Source organism: Streptosporangium sp. NPDC087985 (assembly GCF_044741965.1).
Classification (GTDB): domain Bacteria; phylum Actinomycetota; class Actinomycetes; order Streptosporangiales; family Streptosporangiaceae; genus Streptosporangium.
The window spans coordinates 91225-108019 of sequence record NZ_JBIUTQ010000017.1; the positions used below are offsets into that span (position 1 = coordinate 91225).

Genomic DNA, 16795 nt, shown 5'->3' on the forward strand with positions numbered 1-16795 from the left:
AACCTGCGGGCGGCGGCCGGTGCGGGCCGGAAAGGATGCGACAAAGCCCTCACCCATGGGACACCCGTTCCTGGACGAGCTCGGCCGGTACGGGTGCGTCGAGGTGTTCCAGCAGGGCGGCGAGCTTGCGGTCCAAGTCGAGGCCGACCCTGGTGATGTCGGGGTTGCCGAAGCTGGAGAAGCGGGTGCTGGGCTGGTCCACGGCGAACCGGGTCACGCCGTCGGGGCCCTGGTAGATCTCCGTGCGCAGCGGCGCGTAGAGCATGACGGCCGGATCATGGTGGAACATCCGCTGGGCGATCGTGTGGTTTCCCATGAGGTAGTGCACGCAGAGCCACCGGTCGCCGGCCAGCCGCATCAGTGACGTGGTGTCGTGGCGCCAGTAGATGAGGAACCCGTGTGGCGCGCCCTCGGCCGTCGCCCGCAGAACGGTGTCCCAGTCGGCGTCGTCCTTGATGAGCTGCTCGAAGCGTCCGGCGTCGACCTCGGGGACCGCGCGCTCGTAGCGGTCGCGAAACCCCTGGAACGTGTCGGGAACGTCGACGGTCAGACGGTTCACCTCGTGCGGGACGCTGTGGATTCTGGTGTCTGTCTGCTGAGTCATGATCTCTCCGGTGATGCTTCGTGGCTGTTGGCGCCCTGGTGGGTGCGAGGGACGGTGTGACGGTCCGCCTGAGCCAGGCCTCTTTCCTCCTCGTGGGCTCGCCCGGGGTCGCTCGCCCGGTCGCGCCCGTTTCCGTCGCCTCGGCTGGGTTCGGTGAGCGCGCCCAGGCGCCGCAGCGAACCGATCTCGTCTTCGTCGAATCCCAGTTCACGCAGGACGTCGTCGTTGTGTTCGCCCTGCCGGGCGGGCACTCTCGCCGGTGAGGAGGGTTCGCCGTCGGCGCTTTCCGGTGAGGCAGGCTCGCCGTCGGCGCTGAAGTGCCAGGGTGGCCCGGGTACGGTGATCTGGCCGCCGTTGCGGTCGGGGACCGAGCGGGTGGCTTTCCACTCGCGGGCCCACTGGCCGCCGACGAACTCCCCGACGGTGCGCAGCTGTCCGGTGGCGATCTTCGCCTCGTCGAACTGCACGTCCAGGGAGGCCATGTCGTCGAATGTCCAGATCCATTCCTGGATGATGGTGTGCAGTTCGTCCAGATGCTCCCGTCGTGTTTCGGGCGTTCGGAATCGCGGGTCGTCGGCGAGGTCGGAGCGCCGCATGGCGGCGAGGTAGAAGGGAAAGGTCGCGCTGCCCACCAGGCTCATCGGGCTGACGAAGGTTTTCCCTTCCGGGCCGGCGAAGAACGGGCAGTCCGTGGCGCCCAGGATCGGGACTTCTGCCCCGAGGTCCTGGCCCGACAGGTCCACGTGGACACGCTCGTCGATCGCGAGCATGACCGCGGCCATGGCCACGTCGATGTACTGCCCCTGGCCGGTGCGGTCGCGGTGGTCCAGCGCGGCCAGGACGGCGATGGCGGCGTGCAGCCCGGAGTAGACGTCCGCGTGTGACAACGAGTCGGTGCGCGGCCGTCCCCCGGGAGCGCCGAACTGGTCCATGGTGATCGCGGTGATACCGGTTTCGGCCTGGATGGTCGGTGCGTAGGCCGACCGCGAGCGCCACGCGCCGTGCTGGCCGTAGCCGCTGATCGAGGCGTAGACGACGCGCGGGTTACGTGCGGCGACGGTGTCGTAGTCCAGTCCGAACGAGGGCAGCGTGCCCGGCCGGAAGCTTTCCACGATCACATCCGCGCGATCACACAGGCGCAGCGCGACCTCCCGGGCGCCCGGCGCGTTGAGATCGATCGAGACATTGCGTTTGCCGGCGTTCTGCTGGGCGTAGTAGCCGGAGATCTCGGCCTCGCGGGGGAACGCCCGCCGGGACAGGTCGCCGCCCGGGGGTTCCACCTTGATGACCTCGGCTCCGAGCTCCAGCAGCGTCTGCGCGCAGAGCGGTCCGGCGAGTACACGGGAGAAATCGACGACACGGATGCCGGTCAGTGGTGCGGGCACGGTCAACACCCCCTGAAGCGCGCCATGCCGGGACCGTTCTGGTTGAGCGAGTCCACCCCGGCGCGGAAGTCCGCGGAGCGGAAGATCGGTTCCTGGATCTCGGACATGGCCTCGTCGGCCGCGCGGACGCCCTGGCTGATGGCTGTCGACACCAGTCTTTTCGTCGCCGCGTGCGCCACCGTCGGTCCCGCCGCCAGCTCGCGGGCCAGGGTCATCGTCGCCGCGCTCAGCCGCTCGTCCGCGACGACCCGGTTGACGATCCCCCAGCGTTCCATCGTGCGCGCGTCGTAGCGGCGCCCGAGCATGGCCATCTCCTTGGCCCGCGCGGCACCGGCACGTTGCGTGATGCGCTGGATCGCGCCCATCAGGGGATGCAGGCCGATGGTGGCCTCCACCGAACCCAGCTTGGCGGACTCACTCGCGACGATGAGGTCACACGCGAGCGCCACCTCCAGCCCGCCTCCGACGCAGATTCCGTGCACGCTCGCCACGATCGGGAGCGGCAGCTCGTCGAAGGCGCGCAGCACGTCGAGCAGCTGCCAGTCGAGCACGCCGTTCCCCTCGGTCGCGGCGGCCAGCATCGCGTTGAGATCGGCGCCCGCGGAGAAATGGCGCAGCCCGCTCTCGATGATCACCGCTCGGGCGCCCTCGGCCCACGCCCAGTGGAGCGCTTCGACGATCTGCCCGCTGAAGGCGGCATCCAGCAGGTTGTAGGGCCGATACTGGAGTGTCAGTACCGCGACGGAACCATCGGTTCGGCGGCCGATCGGCGCCTCCTCGGCGTCCGGCGAGAAGGTCTGGTCTGCTTCGGTTTTCTGGTCCGGCATGGCTGTCTGTTCCTGCCTGGCAGGGCCGCCGTCCCCTGGCGGCGGCGGTGATCGATGACACGGCCGGCGGTCCATTCGGCCAGGCGCCGGCGGTGCGGGCACCCGCGCTCAGGGCCGTTACGGGCGGGCCCGGGCACCGACCTGCTGTGGCCGTCGGCATCGTGCTCTTCGCTCGCGACCCCGGGAGCGGCGAACGAACCTCTAACTTGCAGTTTGATAGTCAGATATGCGACAAACCATATGCAGTAGACTTGCTTATCGCAAGCCAGCTATGGGTGGAAGGGGTTAAAGCCTTGGCAACCGACCGAAAGGTGCGTGCGGGTGCGCCCTGCCCGATCGGCCGGGCCATCGATGCCGTGGGGGAACGGTGGACATTGTTGATCCTGCGTAACGCCACGCTGGGCATGACCCGCTTCGAGGACTTCCGATCGGACCTGGGCATCGCCGACAACATCCTGTCCACCCGGCTGGCCCGCCTCGTCGAGCGCGGCCTGCTCACCCGGGTGCCCTACCGCGACGGCGGACGCACCCGCAACGAGTATCGCCTCACTACCGCGGGCGCCGACATGCTCCCGGTGCTGCACGCCCTTGCCGCCTGGGGCCACGAACACACCACGCCCGACGAACCCGCCGAACCCATGCGGGTCATCCACCAAACCTGTGGACACGCCACCACCGCGGGCGGCCGCTGCGACCACTGCGGGCAACCCGTGCGCCGCGAGGAGGAAGCCTGGATACGGCCCTGGCGATCGCTCGAACCAATTCCCCTCGCAGGCCCCGTCACCTGAGGGCTGGCCGGCCGGTGCGCCGAGCGCCTCGGGTTGCGTCCACGGACATTGCCCTCTTCTCCTTGACTGACACGCTGCCGCCCTGGCCGGACGGGTCGCGGGGAGCGAACCCGGATGGTTCCCACGTTCACTGCTGTCCGGTCGACGAGTTAGGCACCCGGCTATACCCCTGCGGTCTCGCCACGACTACTCCGTAGTCCTTCACCGTGGCCTCCCAGTCCAGACGCGCAATGCCCGACCAAGAGTTCCCCACCCGCAATGAGGAGTGGGTACGCACCGCCGACCAGCCCATATCCACCGGGTTTGAGCTGGCGTCGCCTCAAGAGGCGTAACAACACCGGTTCCTCGCGTATACCTTCTCGTCTCGCTCACCGGGCCCGGCCCATCCGGCAGTGCCAGGCCGACCCGACTTTGTCGAGGCTGCTCCCACCCTCACCGGCAATCCCCGGCTTCGGCGGTGGCGAGGCTGGAGGAACTGATCGCGGTCGAGCTGAAAGAGCGCAAGCACCGCATCGAGGACGCCGTCCGCAACGCGAAGGCGGCCGTCGAGGAGGACATCGTCCCCGGCGGGGGCGTGGCGCTGCTGCAGGCGGGCGCCAAGGCGTTCGACAAGGTCGAGCTCGTCGGCGACGAGGCCACCGGTGCCGTGATCGTCAAGAAGGCGCTTGAGGAGCCGCTGAAGCAGATCGCGGTCAACGCCGGCCTCGAGGGCGGCGTCGTGGTGGAGCGGGTCCGCAACCTCATCCCGGGTGAGGGCCTGAACGCGGCCACGGGCGAGTACGTCAACATGTTCGAGGCGGGCATCATCGACCCGGCCAAGGTGACGCGCTCCGCGCTGCAGAACGCCGCCTCCATCGCGGCGCTCTTCCTCACCACTGAGGCCGTCATCGCCGAGAAGCCCGAGAAGAACCGGACCGCTCCCGCCATGCCCGGCGGCGACATGGACTTCTAGTGCCGTATCAGCTTGGGTTTGCCTCGTTCGTAGCACGCTGCCCGGGTCTCTCTCGGGCGGCGTGACTGACAGACTCTGCGTGTGGCTGAACGGATTCGCGTACGCGATATCGATCCCGGCGAACCGGCCAGGTTGTTGAAGCGAATTATTGAAGATATTCCGGCCCTCTGCAGCCCGATCGGAGCAATCTTCAAGAAACGACGGTTTGTTGAAGAGGGCCGCCTGGTCTGGCTCCCAGCAGCAGCATCGACTGCCCGCGTTTCTCAAGTCCTGATGCGATCACGTACGGACGCGCGGTCGATGCCCAGATGTGCCATCAACTCTGCCGCAGCCGCTCGGCGGCAGCAGCGTCCAGCAGCGCGGGGTAGGCGTCCCGAAGCGGGGTGGTGTCCATCGTGTCTTCTATCTGTAGCCGTGCGCGGAGTGAATGCGGGAAGGGCTGCGGCGGCTGCCGTCTCAGGCGTGCGCGCGAGACATCTCCCATGGCGCCTGCGGGAGGACCTCGCCGGTTTCAAGCAGCGACTTGAGGTTCGCCAGCACGGCCGGCCATCCGTGCGAAATTCCGCTGAGCATCGCCGGGTTGGCAAGATTCTCGTGGGTCACGGTGAGGCGGACGATGTCGTGGTGCGGTTCGACAAGAAAGGTGACGACCGACGGTTCTCTTGGCGATTCGGCGCCAGGGGCATCGTCGAAGGTGATGACCAGGCGCGTCGGGGGCTCGGCCTTGATTACTCGACCGACGACATCGATGACGCCTGATCCGTCGACGCGTTGGTGTTCCCAGATCGAGCCCGGCTGCCAGTCCGAAACGTTGGCGTGTCCCCAGTAGCGCGCCGTCAGGTCCGCGTCCGTCAGGGCTTGCCACAACTGCTCCGCGCTTGCGTGGATGTAGGTGACATAGACGTAGGTCGGCACGGACGTGGGTCCGTTGGTCATGGCGTACTCCTCTGCCTGGTTCTTGATGGCACTGATCGTTTGCAGTCGGGGCTTGTCGAACTCCGAGATCCAGCGCTCCTCGATCTCGTGGATCGGTGCCGGGTTGAGGTAGTGAAGCCGTTCCCGTCCGCGCCGTACGACGGTGACGAGGTTGGCTCGCTCAAGGATGTCGAGATGCTGTGTCGCAGACTGGCGCGCCATGTCCAAGCGTTCGCACAGCTCGCGCAGCGTCTGGCCGTTGTGCTCGCGCAGACGGTCAAGCAGGCGTCGTCGGGTGGGGTCGGCCAGCGCTTTGAAGACCGAGTCCATCGCTCTCGCTTCCAGGCTCACACCCCTATTATGCAGGTAAACACCTGCCTATTGTCAATAGTGAGTCATCTTTGGCCGTGAGCTCAAGGCGATCATCGGAATCTAAGTTCTCACCCGGCTGGCCCGGGACTCCAGGTAGCGTTGCTCGGCGATGCTGGCGGTGGACTTCGCGGCGCGCCGGTAGTGCTCGTACGCCCCGGCCGTGTCGCCGGTCTTCTCCAGCAGATACGCCCGAACGGACAGCAGCCGGTGATGCCCGGCCATCCGCTCGTCACTGTCCAATGTGGACAGCAGGGCCAGCCCGGCCGGCGGGCCCTCGGTCTCGGCGAGCGCGATCGCCCGGTTGAGGGTGACCATCGGGTTGGGTGCGATCCGTTCCAGGATCAGATAAAGCACGTGCACCTGCGGCCAGTTGGTCTCCTCGGCCGTGGCCGCGTCGGCGTGCGTGGCGGCGATGGCGGCCTGCAGCTGGTAAGGCCCCAGCGCCGGGCCGGCCAACGATGCCTTGACCAGCTCGATGCCCTCGTCGATCAGCTCGCGGTCCCACTTCGTACGGTCCTGCTCGTCCAGCGGCACCAGGTCGCCGGCCGCCATCGTACGTGCCTCCCGGCGGGCGTCGGTCAGCAGCATCAGCGCGAGCAGCCCGGTCACCTCGCCGTCCTCGGGCAGCTGCGCGTGCACCATCCTGGCCAGCCGGATCGCCTCGTGTGCGAGATCGGCTCGGTGCAACTCGCTGCCCGAGGAGGCGGTGTAGCCCTCGTTGAAGATCAGGTAGAGCACGTGCAGGACGACCCGCAGCCGCTCCTCGCGCTCCGCGCCGTCCGGCAGGCTGAACGAACTGCCGGCGGCCTTGATGCGCTGCTTGGCCCTGCTGATCCTGGCCGCCATCGTGGCCTCCGGCACCAGGAACGCGCGGGCGATCTCAGCAGTGGTCAGGCCGCCGACCGCCCGTAGCGTCAGGGCGGTCTGGGAGGCCGCGGTCAGCGTCGGATGGCAGCACAGGAACAGCAGGACGAGCGTGTCGTCGGTGTCCGGTACGTCCTCGGGAACCGCCTCGGTGGCCATCGCCGACTCCCGCTCGCGACGCGCGCGGTCGCTGCGCATCTGGTCGATGAGCCGCCGGGACGCGACAGTCACCAGCCAGCCGCGCGGGTTGTTCGGCACTCCCTCGGCCGGCCACTGCACGGTGGCGGCGAGGACAGCCTCCTGTACGGCGTCCTCACACCCCTCGAACTGACCGTGCCGGCGTACCAACGCGCCGAGGACCTGCGGCGTGAGCTCACGCAGCAGGTCCTCGATGGCTGGTGCCGTCATGCCTCCAATTGTCCGTCAGCGAACATCACCTGCCGCACCTCGACCCCCAGGCCCTCGATCGTGGTGTCCGGGATCTGAGCCGCCAGCTCGATCGCCCGCTCCTTGTTCTCGCAGTCAATCAGGTAGAAGCCGCCCAGATACTCCTTCGACTCCAGGAAAGGGCCGTCGGTCACCACCGGCTGGCCGTTGCGTACGGACACCACAGCGGCCTGTGACGGGTCGACCAGCGCCTGCGTGCTGATCAGCTCGCCGGACTTCTTCAGCGCCTCGATGAACTTGCCGTGGCCGTCGCCGATCGCCGCCTTCTCCTCGTCGGTCAAGGCGTCCAGCACGGCCGGGTTGATATGCAGGCTGATCAGGAACTTCATCTCGTGCTCCTCGTGATTCGCGAGCCCCGGCTGGGCCCTTCGACCGGTTGGTCGGAGCCGCCGCCGTCGTCTTGACATCCCCCCCGCCAGAACTATCGACGGAGCGGCGTTCGCGGTGCTGTCGGTCGTGGCCGCCTCCGCGGTCAGCCCGCTGATGCTGATCGTCGCGCGTGCACTGCTGGGCGGCGTCGGAGACCGGCAACTACTTCGGCAGTTCGCTCGGCTTCGCGCTGCTCGGCGTCGTCGCCGCGGTCATCTTCGCCGGGCTGGCCGTACTGATCCTGACCATGCGCCCGGCAACCCGGACCACCCCGGCCGCACTCCCCAACTATGAGGCGACTCGCTCGACGATGGCCTGAAAGTCGGTCATTGGTTTCCTTCTCGTCTGTGTTCACCACGCGTGCGCCACCTGCGGGACGGTCGTGGCGGCCCATCGCCGGATATGGGCGTGGGTGCCAGTGAGGCGATATCGCAGGACGGGGAAGTCGGTCATGATGTCGCTGAGCTTTCCTGTTCGCGGAATGTGTTCGTCTCAGTAGTACGACGAAACAACTGCTGGGAATGTGAGGCGACGCGTCAACCTCACATTCCCAGGGGTTGTGTCGTCGATCTGGTGAGGGCAGATGCGACGAAGGAAGTCGGGGACACCATGACCACGCCATCCGAGCCAGGAAACGGCCGGCTCGATCCGAGCCTGCGCGCGATCATGAGTGAGCGGCGTCAGCTGATCAATCTCGCCTACCGGCTGCTGGGCTCCCTGGCCGAGGTCGAGGATGCCGTCCAAGAGACCTACGCCCGCTGGTACGCGATGTCCCGACAGCAGCAGCAGGCCGTCGAATCCCCCGGCGGCTGGCTGACGAAGGTCGCCAGCCGCCTCTGCCTCGACCTGCTCGGCTCGGCCCGGGCCCGGCGCGAGCGCTACGTGGGCGCATGGATCCCGGAGCCGCTGCCCGACCGTACGGAATGGATCAACGGGCGGCCGGGCGGCACGGCCGACCGGGTCACCCTGGACGAGTCGATCAGCATGGCCTTCCTGGTCGTGCTCGAGTCGATGACCCCGGCCGAGCGTGTCGCGTTCATCCTGCACGATGTCTTCCGCTACCCCTTCGCCGAAGTGGCCGAGATCGTCGGCCGTACCCCGGCGGCCTGCCGCCAGCTGGCCTCCTCGGCCCGCCGCCGCATCCGCACGTCGCAGGCTCCCGCGGCTCCGGCGGCCCAGCGGGCCGGCATCGTCAGAGACTTCAAACAGGCCTGGGAGGCCAAGGACATCGACGCCCTCCTCGGCCTCCTCGACCCCGACGCCACGGGGATCGCCGACGGCGGCGGCCTGGTCAGCGCCGTGCTCCGCCCCATCGAAGGCGGCGAGCAGATCGCGCGCATCTTCGTCGATATCGCCGGCAGGGCACCCAACCTGACGATCCTGGAGCGTACGGTCAACGGCCAGCCCGGTCTGGTGGCCCAGCAAGACGGCGTCACCGTGACGGTGATGGCGTTCGACGTTCCAGGCGACCGGATCAAGCGCATCTGGGCGGTACGCAACCCCGACAAGCTCCGGTCCTGGACGACGGGCTGACGCGCGCTGCTCACCCGGGGATGGCCACGGCCTGAGTCATCGAGGCCGATCATCAGGTCAACAACGGCGTGGAGAAATCTGGCCGCCGTGGGGCACCTCAGCCTGCCCTGCCGCGAGGGAGACGGCCCCAACCTCAACAGCCTGGCCGCAGCCGGATTCCTCGTCCGTGGCCGGTTGCGGACCCGCCGTGTCCGATGAACGAACAGACAACCCGCGCATACGTGAGCGCCGCGACACCGCGGTCCGGTGCTGCGGGGGCGACTCGGTAACGTTATGTGTCGCATCGCCTTCAGGAGGGCGGGTCCCGTGTCCGTCGTGGCTTTCCCTGCCAGCCCGACCCGGCGACCGCTGCCTGGTCACCCCGCGTCACGGGCTCGTCTGATCGCGGCAACCGCGGCGTCCGGGTCGTCGGCGTAAACCCGGAGCCGCCGGGCCGTGACGGTGGCTCCCAGGGGGCGCACCGCGGTCACCGGTTCCGCCAACTCGACGACCAGGTTCGTCTGGGACGACACAGCCAGGGAGAGTTCGGAGCCGGTCACCTGCAGGAGACGCTCGTGGCTGTAGCGCCGGTCCACCCGTACGGACTCGATCAGCGGGACGGGCACGCGGAGATCGAACAGGGCACACCAGCGGAGCCGGAGCTCGGCCGGGCCGACGACGTGGGGCCGGGTGACACCGGCGGCCGTCACCGACAGCACCATGACCACGGTGTACACACCGAGAACCAGCACGACCGCGTGAACCACGGGCCAGGGCAGCACAATGGCCAGAACCACCACCTCGATCACGCATACCACGAGCAGGGCGATCATCATGGGGGTCTGCTCACGGGCGTAGCCGATCGCGACGGCATCACCGCGGACACCGTTCCGCCGCCCGGTGACCAGGTAGCCGATGCTTGCCGCGGCTCTCGCCTCATGCGCCATCAACCGCAGGACCGGCTCGGGAACCAGATCCCGCAGCGCCGCCCCGGCCGCCCCGGCCACCGTCAGGCCACCCGACCGGTGTCTCCTGAAAGCCCCGGCCAGCAGGAGCGCCTCCACGCAGACGAGAACGGTGACGGCCGCCTCGGCCGCCACGATCACCGGCATCGGGACGGAGACTCCCGCCAGCAGGCACAGCACCAAGGCCACCTCCGCGGGGAGCACCGCGTAGGCGACCCCGCGGACTCCCCGCCTCACGGCAGCCGCCCGGCGAGAAGGCGCAGCGTTTCGCGCAGGACTCCGGCCTGGGCCGGGGGAAGTTCCGCGAAGAACGCCTCACCGACTGGATCGGTGGTGGCCTGCGGCAGACCGGGCGCGAGGACGGCCAGCAGGTCAGCCGGGATGTGGTCGGCGAACTCGGCCGCCAGCGCGGGGATCCGCGGATCGGTGATGTCCGCGCTGGCCAGCTCACCGAGCCTGCGGTAGAGGTCATAGGCGCGGGCGACGGCAGCGGGGTCGGCGGCCATCGGCTGCAGGGCGGCGAACAGCCGGTCGCGATCCTCCGGGGTGGCGGTCGTGTCCATCAGCGTGAGCAGCTCGCGGTCCCAGGCCGCCAGCGCGGGCTCCGGCAGCTCACCCACCGAGGCCGACAGCGCGCCGAACAGGCCTGCCAGCCCCGGGGACACCACGTCGTCGGGGGCGAGTTCACAGTCGGCGGCCTCCGTCAGTAGCACCGCCAGCCGAGACCGGCGCTCCTGGATCGCCCGCTCCTGGCGGGCGAGGTCGGCGTCCAGTTCGAGCAGCACCTCGTGCAGGTCACGGCCCCGGTCGTCCGCCAGGGCGTCGCGCACCTCTTCAAGGGTCAGGCCGAGCTCGGTGAGCCGCCGTATCCGTGCCAGTTCGACCGCGTCCCGCAGACCGTACTCGCGGTAGCCGTTGGTCCGCCGCGGTGGTTCGGGCAGCAGGCCCTGATGGTGGTAATGACGCACGGCGCGGGTGGTCATGCCTGCCAGTGCCGCGACCTCTCCGATTCGCATGTCCCCCATTACAGACGTTGACGTCGCGTCAAGGTCAAGCCGGACGCCTCGGAGGACAGGCCAGGACGGCGGATGCCCGGCGAAGACGTCAGGCGTCCTGGCATGCCGACCTCCGCCGTGGCGTGGCAGGACCCGGCCGGCATGGACGGCGACCGGGGGAACTCCTCTCGTCGAGAAGGTCGGTCAGTCGGCGATACCGCCGGTCGCCGCGAAGATCACGAGTTTCACCTGTTGCTCCCTGTATCTGTGAGTGTCTTTCCCCCCGGATGCTCGGCTCGCTGAGCGAGGCCGACGACGCGGTCCAGGAGGCCTGACTCCGGCTCAGCCGCTCCGGCACCGGCGGCGTGGAGAACCTGGGCAGCTCACCAGCCGCGCACGCCGCCGGGTGCGGGGAACGGTCCCGGCTCCCGAGGCCGATCTCACCCGCCGGCGAGAAGTCGTCGACGCCTTCCTCGCCGCGGCGCGCCGCGGTGATTTCGACGCCCTGGTCGCGGTCCTCGACCCGGAGGTTGTGCTCCGCGTCGACTACGGTGCCGTGCCCGCAGGCGTCTCGGGGGTGATTCGCGGAGCACAGGCCGTGGCCAGGCAGGCGCTCATCTTCTCGCGATTCGCCCGGTTCGCCCGGCCGGTGCTCGTGAACGGAGCCGCGGGACTCCTCACGGCTCCAGACGGACAGCCGATCTCGGTCGTAGGTTTCACGGTCAGGCGCGGGAGGATCGCCGGAATCGACATTCTCGCCGACCCCGCGCGTCTGCGCCGGCTCGACGTGACGATAGCGGACGACTGAGCATTTCCCTCCTCCCCCGTGTCCGTCACCGACGCGTCATTTCCGGTGGGCAGAGACCGGCTTCCCGCATAGAATCTTTGCATGGTTGCGCAAGTTCTTCAGGGGTCGCCGGTCGTGTCGGTAGAGGAGATCGTGGAGGTGTTGAAGGCGATCGCCGAGCCCACCCGGTTTCAGATCCTGTATGCCGTGTCGGATCACGAGCGCAAAGTGAGCGAGCTCGCCGAGCTGGTGGGCGCGCATGTCGCGGCGGTGTCGCAGCATCTGGCGAAGCTGCGTGCGGCCGGGCTGGTGAGCTCACGCAGGGACGGGACCCGTATCTTCTATCGCGCGGCCAACTCCCATGTGGCCGGGCTGCTGGCCGAAGCGGGAATGCTGACCGGTTACGTGACCGGCGTCATCGACTCACCGCCGGAGGCGGAGGCCGCCTCCACCGTGCCGGAGGCAGCTCGTCCAGCCTGGCTGCTCCATCCCGGCGGGCTTCGCCTGTCCGCACTTCCTCATCGCTCGCGGTAGTCCCGCCTGATCCGCGGCCACGATGGTACTGGTCAGCGCCTTTCTGCGGTTCTGGCAGGAGTTCCGCTCGACAAGGGAGGCCCAGGCGCTCAAGGCACTGGTGACCACAACGGCGACCGTCGAACAGACCGGGGAATGACGGCTTGACCTGGGGTTTCCCTGGGCGTCACATCCACCCCTGCTTATTTGCAGACTTGCGTAAGTATGTGTCAGGCTTGTTCCGGCCATGAAGGCCACGGCGACCAGGCAAGTGGGCAGCCGATGGACGGCGGACCGCATGGTCCCGGCTGCCTCGCGGGCGGCGTCTGATCTCCGATCCAGAGCGCGGCCCCGCCGGCTCGGCGGCCGTGTCCGGGGTCTCTCCGCCCTGGGGCGGAGGCGGCCGGGGGGGCGCCTTCCCGCGAGGCGGTGATCCGAAGCTTCCTTTTTCGTTGATCACTTCGCAGGAAGGGTCCGCGGCATGAGCGTTCCACGTCCTTTGGCCGGTCGGGCTTCGCTGTCCAGCCGGGTGGCCGGGCGGCTGGCCGAGTTCTCCTGGGTGGATCTCGTCGTCGCCCTGGGCGTTCTGGTGATGCTGTACGTCGTGGTGCGCGTCGGCCGGGGGACCACGGTGTCGTTCTCCCCATCCCAGGTGATCACGGTCGACACCGACCCGGCCAGGCTGCCGTACTACGCGGTGCGCAGCCTGCTGCGGATGTTCGCCGCGCTCGGGTTGTCGCTGGTGTTCACCATGGTGTGGGCCTACACCGCCGCGCATTCCCGCCGGCTGGAGCGGGTGCTGATCCCGGCGCTGGACATCCTGCAGTCGGTCCCCGTGCTCGGGTTCCTGACCGTGGCGGTGACAGGGTTCGTCGCCCTGTTCCCGGGGTCGCTGCTCGGGCTGGAGTGTGCCGCGATCTTCGCGATCTTCACCTCGCAGGCGTGGAACATGACGTTCGCGTTCTATCACTCGTTGATCACTACTCCCCGGGAGATGGACGAGCTGTCGCGCAGCATGCGCTTCACCCGCTGGATGCGGTTCTGGAGGGTGGAACTACCCTCCGGAGCGATCCCGTTGGTATGGAACGCCATGATGAGCTTCGGCGGCGGCTGGTTCTTCCTGGTCGCCTCCGAGGCGATCAGCGTGCTGAACCATAGATACGCGTTACCCGGCGTGGGCTCCTACGCCGGCGCCGCCATCGCCGCCGGCGACCTCGCGAAAGTCGGCTGGGCGATCATCACCATGGCGATCATGGTCGTCGGTGTGAACTTCCTGTTCTGGCGGCCCCTGGTGGCCTGGGTGGAGAAGTTCAAGGTCGAGCAGTCCGAAGCCGTCCACGTTCAGCGTTCTCTCGTCCTGGACTTCCTTCGCCACTCACAGTGGCCACGCACCCTGGGCCGGGCGCTCACGCCCGCGCGCGAGACGGTCAACCGCTTCGGGCGCGTCTTCGGCCTCGACGATCGGCCGCTGCGGATCGACCCGCGCCGCCGCCGGGCCGGCGACATCGTCTTCGCGGTCGCGGCCTGCGTGCTGATCGGCTGGGGTGTGCTCAACCTGCTGGCCTACCTGGAGCTGCGCACGGGACTGGGGGTGTTCGCCGAGCCGCTGCTGCTCGGCCTGGCCACCCTCGCCCGGGTGGTGGTGCTGGTCACGGTGGCCACTCTGGTGTGGGTGCCGATCGGAGTGAAGATCGGATTCTCGCCCAGGCTGACCCGCATCGCTCAGCCGCTGGTGCAGATCCTGGCCAGCTTCCCGGCCAACTTCCTGTTCCCTCTGGCGACCTGGTTCTTCCTCAGGACCGGGCTCAGCCTGAACCTCGGCGGGGTGTTGCTGATGGCGCTCGGCGCCCAGTGGTACATCCTGTTCAACTCCATCGCCGGCGCGATGGCCATCCCCAGCGACCTGCGCGAAGCCATGGACAACCTGGGCATTCGCGGCTGGCTGCGATGGAAGCGGTTGATCATCCCTGGCATCTTCCCCTCCTGCGTCACCGGGGGTATCACCGCCTCGGGAGGCGCGTGGAACGCCTCCATCGTCTCGGAGATCGTCACATTCGGTGGCACCACCCTCACCGCGACCGGTCTGGGCGCCTATATCGCCCACGCCACCGGGACCGGCGACTACCCGAAGATCATCGCCGGTATCGCCGTCATGAGCCTGTATGTGGTCGGGCTCAACCGGCTGGTGTGGCGCAGACTGTACCGGCTGGCCGAGTCCCGGTACTCGCTCGGCTGACCCGCGCACGCCCTGTGATAAGGAATGAAGAGATGGCGACAATCATCCCCACCCCGGCGGGCCAGGAACTACTGTCGGTACGCGCGCTGACCAAGAGCTACGCCGGCGCCGACGGCGACCTTCCGGTGCTGGCCGGCATCGACCTGGACATCCGCGAGGGCGAGATCGTCGCCTTGCTGGGAAAAAGCGGATCCGGCAAATCCACGCTGCTGCGCTGCCTGGCCGGGCTGATTCCGCCCAGCTCCGGCACCGCGACCTATCGGGGCAGACCCCTGACCGGCGCCAACCCGGGCACCGCCATGGTGTTCCAGACCTTCGCGCTGTTGCCGTGGCTGACCGTCCAGCAGAATGTGGAGGTGGGACTGGAGGCGCGCGGCATGAGCGCCACCGCGCGCAGGGAGGCGGCTCTCAAGGCCATCGACCTGATCGGATTGGATGGATTCGAGTCGGCCTACCCCAAGGAACTGTCCGGCGGCATGCGCCAGCGGGTCGGATTCGCCCGCGCGCTGGTGGTCGAGCCGGACGTGCTGCTGATGGACGAGCCGTTCTCCGCACTGGACGTTCTCACCGCCGAGAACCTCCGCGGCGAACTGCTGGAACTGTGGGCCTCCGGCGAGTTCCCCACCCACGCCATCGTCGTGGTCACCCACAACATCGAGGAGGCCGTCCTGATGGCGGACCGGGTGATCGTGCTCGGCTCCCGCCCCTGCGGCACCATCCGGGCCAGCTACGACATCTCTCTTGATCGTCCTCGCGACCGCGGCGCGGCGGAGTTCGGCAAGCTCATCGACGCCATCTACCGCACCATGACCGGCCGCCCCGCCGACAGCCCCCAGCCTCTCCCGGGCCTGCCCGCCGAACCGGCCCGGGGCAGGCGGACCCCGGCCAACACCCCGCTGCCCGCTGCCAGCGTGGACGGACTGTCCGGCCTGGCCGAGATCCTGCAACGCCACGACGGCCGCCTCGACCTGGCCGAACTGACCGACGAACTCGGTCTTGAAGTCGATGACCTGCTTCCTTTGATCGACGCCCTGGAACTGCTCGGCTTCGCTCAGGTCGAGGGCGCTCAGGTCGGGCTGACCGGCCAGGGGCGGGCTTTCTCTGAGGCCGATGTGCAGACCTCCAAGCAGATCTTCGCAGACGCCGCCGTGGAGGTGCCCCTGATCCGCTTCATCACCACCAGTTTGGAAAACAGCGCCGATGGCGGGCTGCGCGGCGGCTTCTTTCGCGACGTGCTCGCCCACCACTACACCAGCGAGCAGGTCACCCAGCAACTGGAGGTCGCCACCGGCTGGGGCCGCTACGCCGAGCTGTACTCCTACGACGCCAACCACGAGGAATACCTGCTCGATCCGGCCCGCGCCGCCAAGCGGCTCCCCGGCCCCGGCACCTCATGGACCGGTGGTTTCTGAGCCTCCTGCCCCCCGAGACTCAGAAGCCGCCCCCGGCGGGACACGATCGTGGCGATGCGCTCCATCACCTCGGCCACCACGGACGGGCCGTGGCGATGCCGCCATGGTCCGCGTCCTTGCCCGAGGCACACCGCTCCACCCTTTCTTACTTGCGCAACTGCTTGACAAGATGCCGGGCCGTAGGTTTACTGAAGTTGTCGCACCTCGTTCGGTGAGGCTTCTGTGTGGACACAGGCCACTGACCCCATTCGTCGAGAGACGTCCCGGGTCAGGACAGGTCTCCCCGGCTTAAGGGGTGACCCCAGGTGGCTTCCCCTGCGGGGATCACGCCATGCAGTGCCGAAGCTCTTACGTGAGGGGTGCGTCCGCGGTGAGCACCGTCCGGCGCCTTCGGCCACGCGTTTCCCGAGGGCCTGGCGTGAACGCGAGGAGGTGAGCGGGATGAGTCCCGACAGCAGTCATCATCATCATCATCTGTCCCACCATTCCGTTGCACCCGACGCGTCCGACGCGCCTCGGCTGACCTGACTCCCTCTGAGATCGGTCGGCTTCGAACGGGGTTCAACCGGCACATCGCGTGACGGGTGCACATCGAGCCGCCGCATAAGGCGCGGACGGGAGGATCCGTCATGACGATTACCATCACGATTCCGTGGCTGGCGCTGCAGGGTGACCTTGCCGAGTCCACACGCTCCCTGCTCCCGCTGGTGGAGACTGTCACGCTCGCGATAGCCGGAGCCTGCGGAGCGGGGATTCTGCTCCAGCTCGGGCTCCAGCTCGGGCTGAAGCTGGCCCAGCATGCCCTGCAGAGCTGAACACCCACACACACCCACGCGGGCCCGGGTGGCGGGC

The 16795-nt window shown here is 68.3% G+C and carries 16 protein-coding genes, 1 pseudogene and 1 riboswitch; of the genes and pseudogenes, 9 read left to right on the top strand and 8 right to left on the bottom strand.

Features of this window, described 5'->3' with window-relative positions:
• Positions 1 to 49 precede the first annotated feature (49 nt).
• The 3 genes from ACIN94_RS25705 to ACIN94_RS25715 are packed head-to-tail and all read right to left on the bottom strand — an operon-like array spanning position 50 to position 2816.
• The gene (locus tag ACIN94_RS25705) at positions 50 to 604 is read right to left on the bottom strand and encodes a DUF302 domain-containing protein (RefSeq protein WP_400710841.1); all 555 of its coding nucleotides are present in this window, start codon (positions 602 to 604) and stop codon (positions 50 to 52) included.
• Positions 601 to 1989, bottom strand: coding sequence for a CaiB/BaiF CoA transferase family protein (locus tag ACIN94_RS25710; RefSeq protein ID WP_400710844.1), 1389 nt, complete (start codon positions 1987 to 1989; stop codon positions 601 to 603). The genes ACIN94_RS25705 and ACIN94_RS25710 overlap by 4 nt, the downstream gene beginning before the upstream one ends.
• A gap of 2 nt (positions 1990 to 1991) precedes the next feature.
• Positions 1992 to 2816 carry an enoyl-CoA hydratase/isomerase family protein gene (locus tag ACIN94_RS25715; protein ID WP_400710847.1) on the bottom strand — a complete coding sequence of 275 codons (825 nt, stop codon included), beginning with the start codon at positions 2814 to 2816 and terminating at the stop codon, positions 1992 to 1994.
• A 293-nt stretch (positions 2817 to 3109) separates the two neighbouring features.
• On the opposite strand from ACIN94_RS25715, the gene ACIN94_RS25720 reads away from it, so the two are divergent.
• Complete coding sequence (locus ACIN94_RS25720; RefSeq protein ID WP_400710850.1) at positions 3110 to 3604, top strand: winged helix-turn-helix transcriptional regulator; 495 nt, start codon at positions 3110 to 3112, stop codon at positions 3602 to 3604.
• A 451-nt stretch (positions 3605 to 4055) separates the two neighbouring features.
• A pseudogene (locus ACIN94_RS25725) lies at positions 4056 to 4556 on the top strand (TCP-1/cpn60 chaperonin family protein); the annotation flags it as partial.
• A gap of 456 nt (positions 4557 to 5012) precedes the next feature.
• Here ACIN94_RS25725 and ACIN94_RS25730 read toward each other — a convergent pair.
• The 3 genes from ACIN94_RS25730 to ACIN94_RS25740 all read right to left on the bottom strand — a co-directional run bounded on the left by ACIN94_RS25730 (position 5013) and on the right by ACIN94_RS25740 (position 7483).
• Positions 5013 to 5822 carry an ArsR/SmtB family transcription factor gene (locus ACIN94_RS25730; RefSeq protein WP_400710853.1) on the bottom strand — a complete coding sequence of 270 codons (810 nt, stop codon included), beginning with the start codon at positions 5820 to 5822 and terminating at the stop codon, positions 5013 to 5015.
• Between the two features lie 81 nt (positions 5823 to 5903).
• Positions 5904 to 7115, bottom strand: coding sequence for an RNA polymerase sigma factor (locus ACIN94_RS25735; RefSeq protein WP_400710856.1), 1212 nt, complete (start codon positions 7113 to 7115; stop codon positions 5904 to 5906).
• Positions 7112 to 7483 carry a YciI family protein gene (locus ACIN94_RS25740; protein WP_400710859.1) on the bottom strand — a complete coding sequence of 124 codons (372 nt, stop codon included), beginning with the start codon at positions 7481 to 7483 and terminating at the stop codon, positions 7112 to 7114. Before ACIN94_RS25740 ends, ACIN94_RS25735 begins: the two co-directional genes overlap by 4 nt.
• Before the next feature lie 170 nt (positions 7484 to 7653).
• Between ACIN94_RS25740 and ACIN94_RS25745 the strand changes: the two genes are divergently transcribed.
• On the top strand, positions 7654 to 7842 hold the full coding sequence (locus ACIN94_RS25745; protein WP_400710862.1) for a hypothetical protein: 189 nt from the start codon (positions 7654 to 7656) through the stop codon (positions 7840 to 7842).
• Positions 7843 to 8132: 290 nt separating this feature from the next.
• A complete protein-coding gene (gene sigJ / locus ACIN94_RS25750) occupies positions 8133 to 9056 on the top strand; it encodes an RNA polymerase sigma factor SigJ (protein WP_400710865.1) in 924 nt (307 codons plus the stop codon).
• A 356-nt stretch (positions 9057 to 9412) separates the two neighbouring features.
• Here the strand turns inward: sigJ and ACIN94_RS25755 are convergent, their stop codons facing one another.
• Positions 9413 to 10237, bottom strand: a complete 825-nt coding sequence (locus tag ACIN94_RS25755; RefSeq protein WP_400710868.1) for a hypothetical protein — start codon at positions 10235 to 10237, stop codon at positions 9413 to 9415.
• A complete protein-coding gene (locus ACIN94_RS25760) occupies positions 10234 to 11016 on the bottom strand; it encodes a MerR family transcriptional regulator (RefSeq protein ID WP_400710871.1) in 783 nt (260 codons plus the stop codon). The genes ACIN94_RS25755 and ACIN94_RS25760 overlap by 4 nt, the downstream gene beginning before the upstream one ends.
• 385 nt (positions 11017 to 11401) lie before the next feature.
• Here ACIN94_RS25760 and ACIN94_RS25765 point away from each other — a divergent pair, with 385 nt between their 5' ends.
• From ACIN94_RS25765 to ACIN94_RS25785, 5 genes are all read left to right on the top strand, one after another.
• Entirely contained in the window at positions 11402 to 11803 is a 402-nt protein-coding gene (locus tag ACIN94_RS25765; protein ID WP_400710874.1) for a hypothetical protein, read from the top strand.
• A gap of 81 nt (positions 11804 to 11884) precedes the next feature.
• On the top strand, positions 11885 to 12316 hold the full coding sequence (locus tag ACIN94_RS25770) for an ArsR/SmtB family transcription factor (protein ID WP_400710877.1): 432 nt from the start codon (positions 11885 to 11887) through the stop codon (positions 12314 to 12316).
• 460 nt (positions 12317 to 12776) lie between these two features.
• Positions 12777 to 14531 carry an ABC transporter permease gene (locus ACIN94_RS25775; RefSeq protein ID WP_400710879.1) on the top strand — a complete coding sequence of 585 codons (1755 nt, stop codon included), beginning with the start codon at positions 12777 to 12779 and terminating at the stop codon, positions 14529 to 14531.
• Positions 14532 to 14563: 32 nt separating this feature from the next.
• Entirely contained in the window at positions 14564 to 15943 is a 1380-nt protein-coding gene (locus tag ACIN94_RS25780; protein WP_400710882.1) for a nitrate/sulfonate/bicarbonate ABC transporter ATP-binding protein, read from the top strand.
• Between the two features lie 196 nt (positions 15944 to 16139).
• Positions 16140 to 16309: riboswitch (M-box (ykoK) riboswitch) on the top strand.
• A 263-nt stretch (positions 16310 to 16572) separates the two neighbouring features.
• On the top strand, positions 16573 to 16758 hold the full coding sequence (locus ACIN94_RS25785) for a hypothetical protein (protein ID WP_400710885.1): 186 nt from the start codon (positions 16573 to 16575) through the stop codon (positions 16756 to 16758).
• Positions 16759 to 16795: the final 37 nt, after the last annotated feature.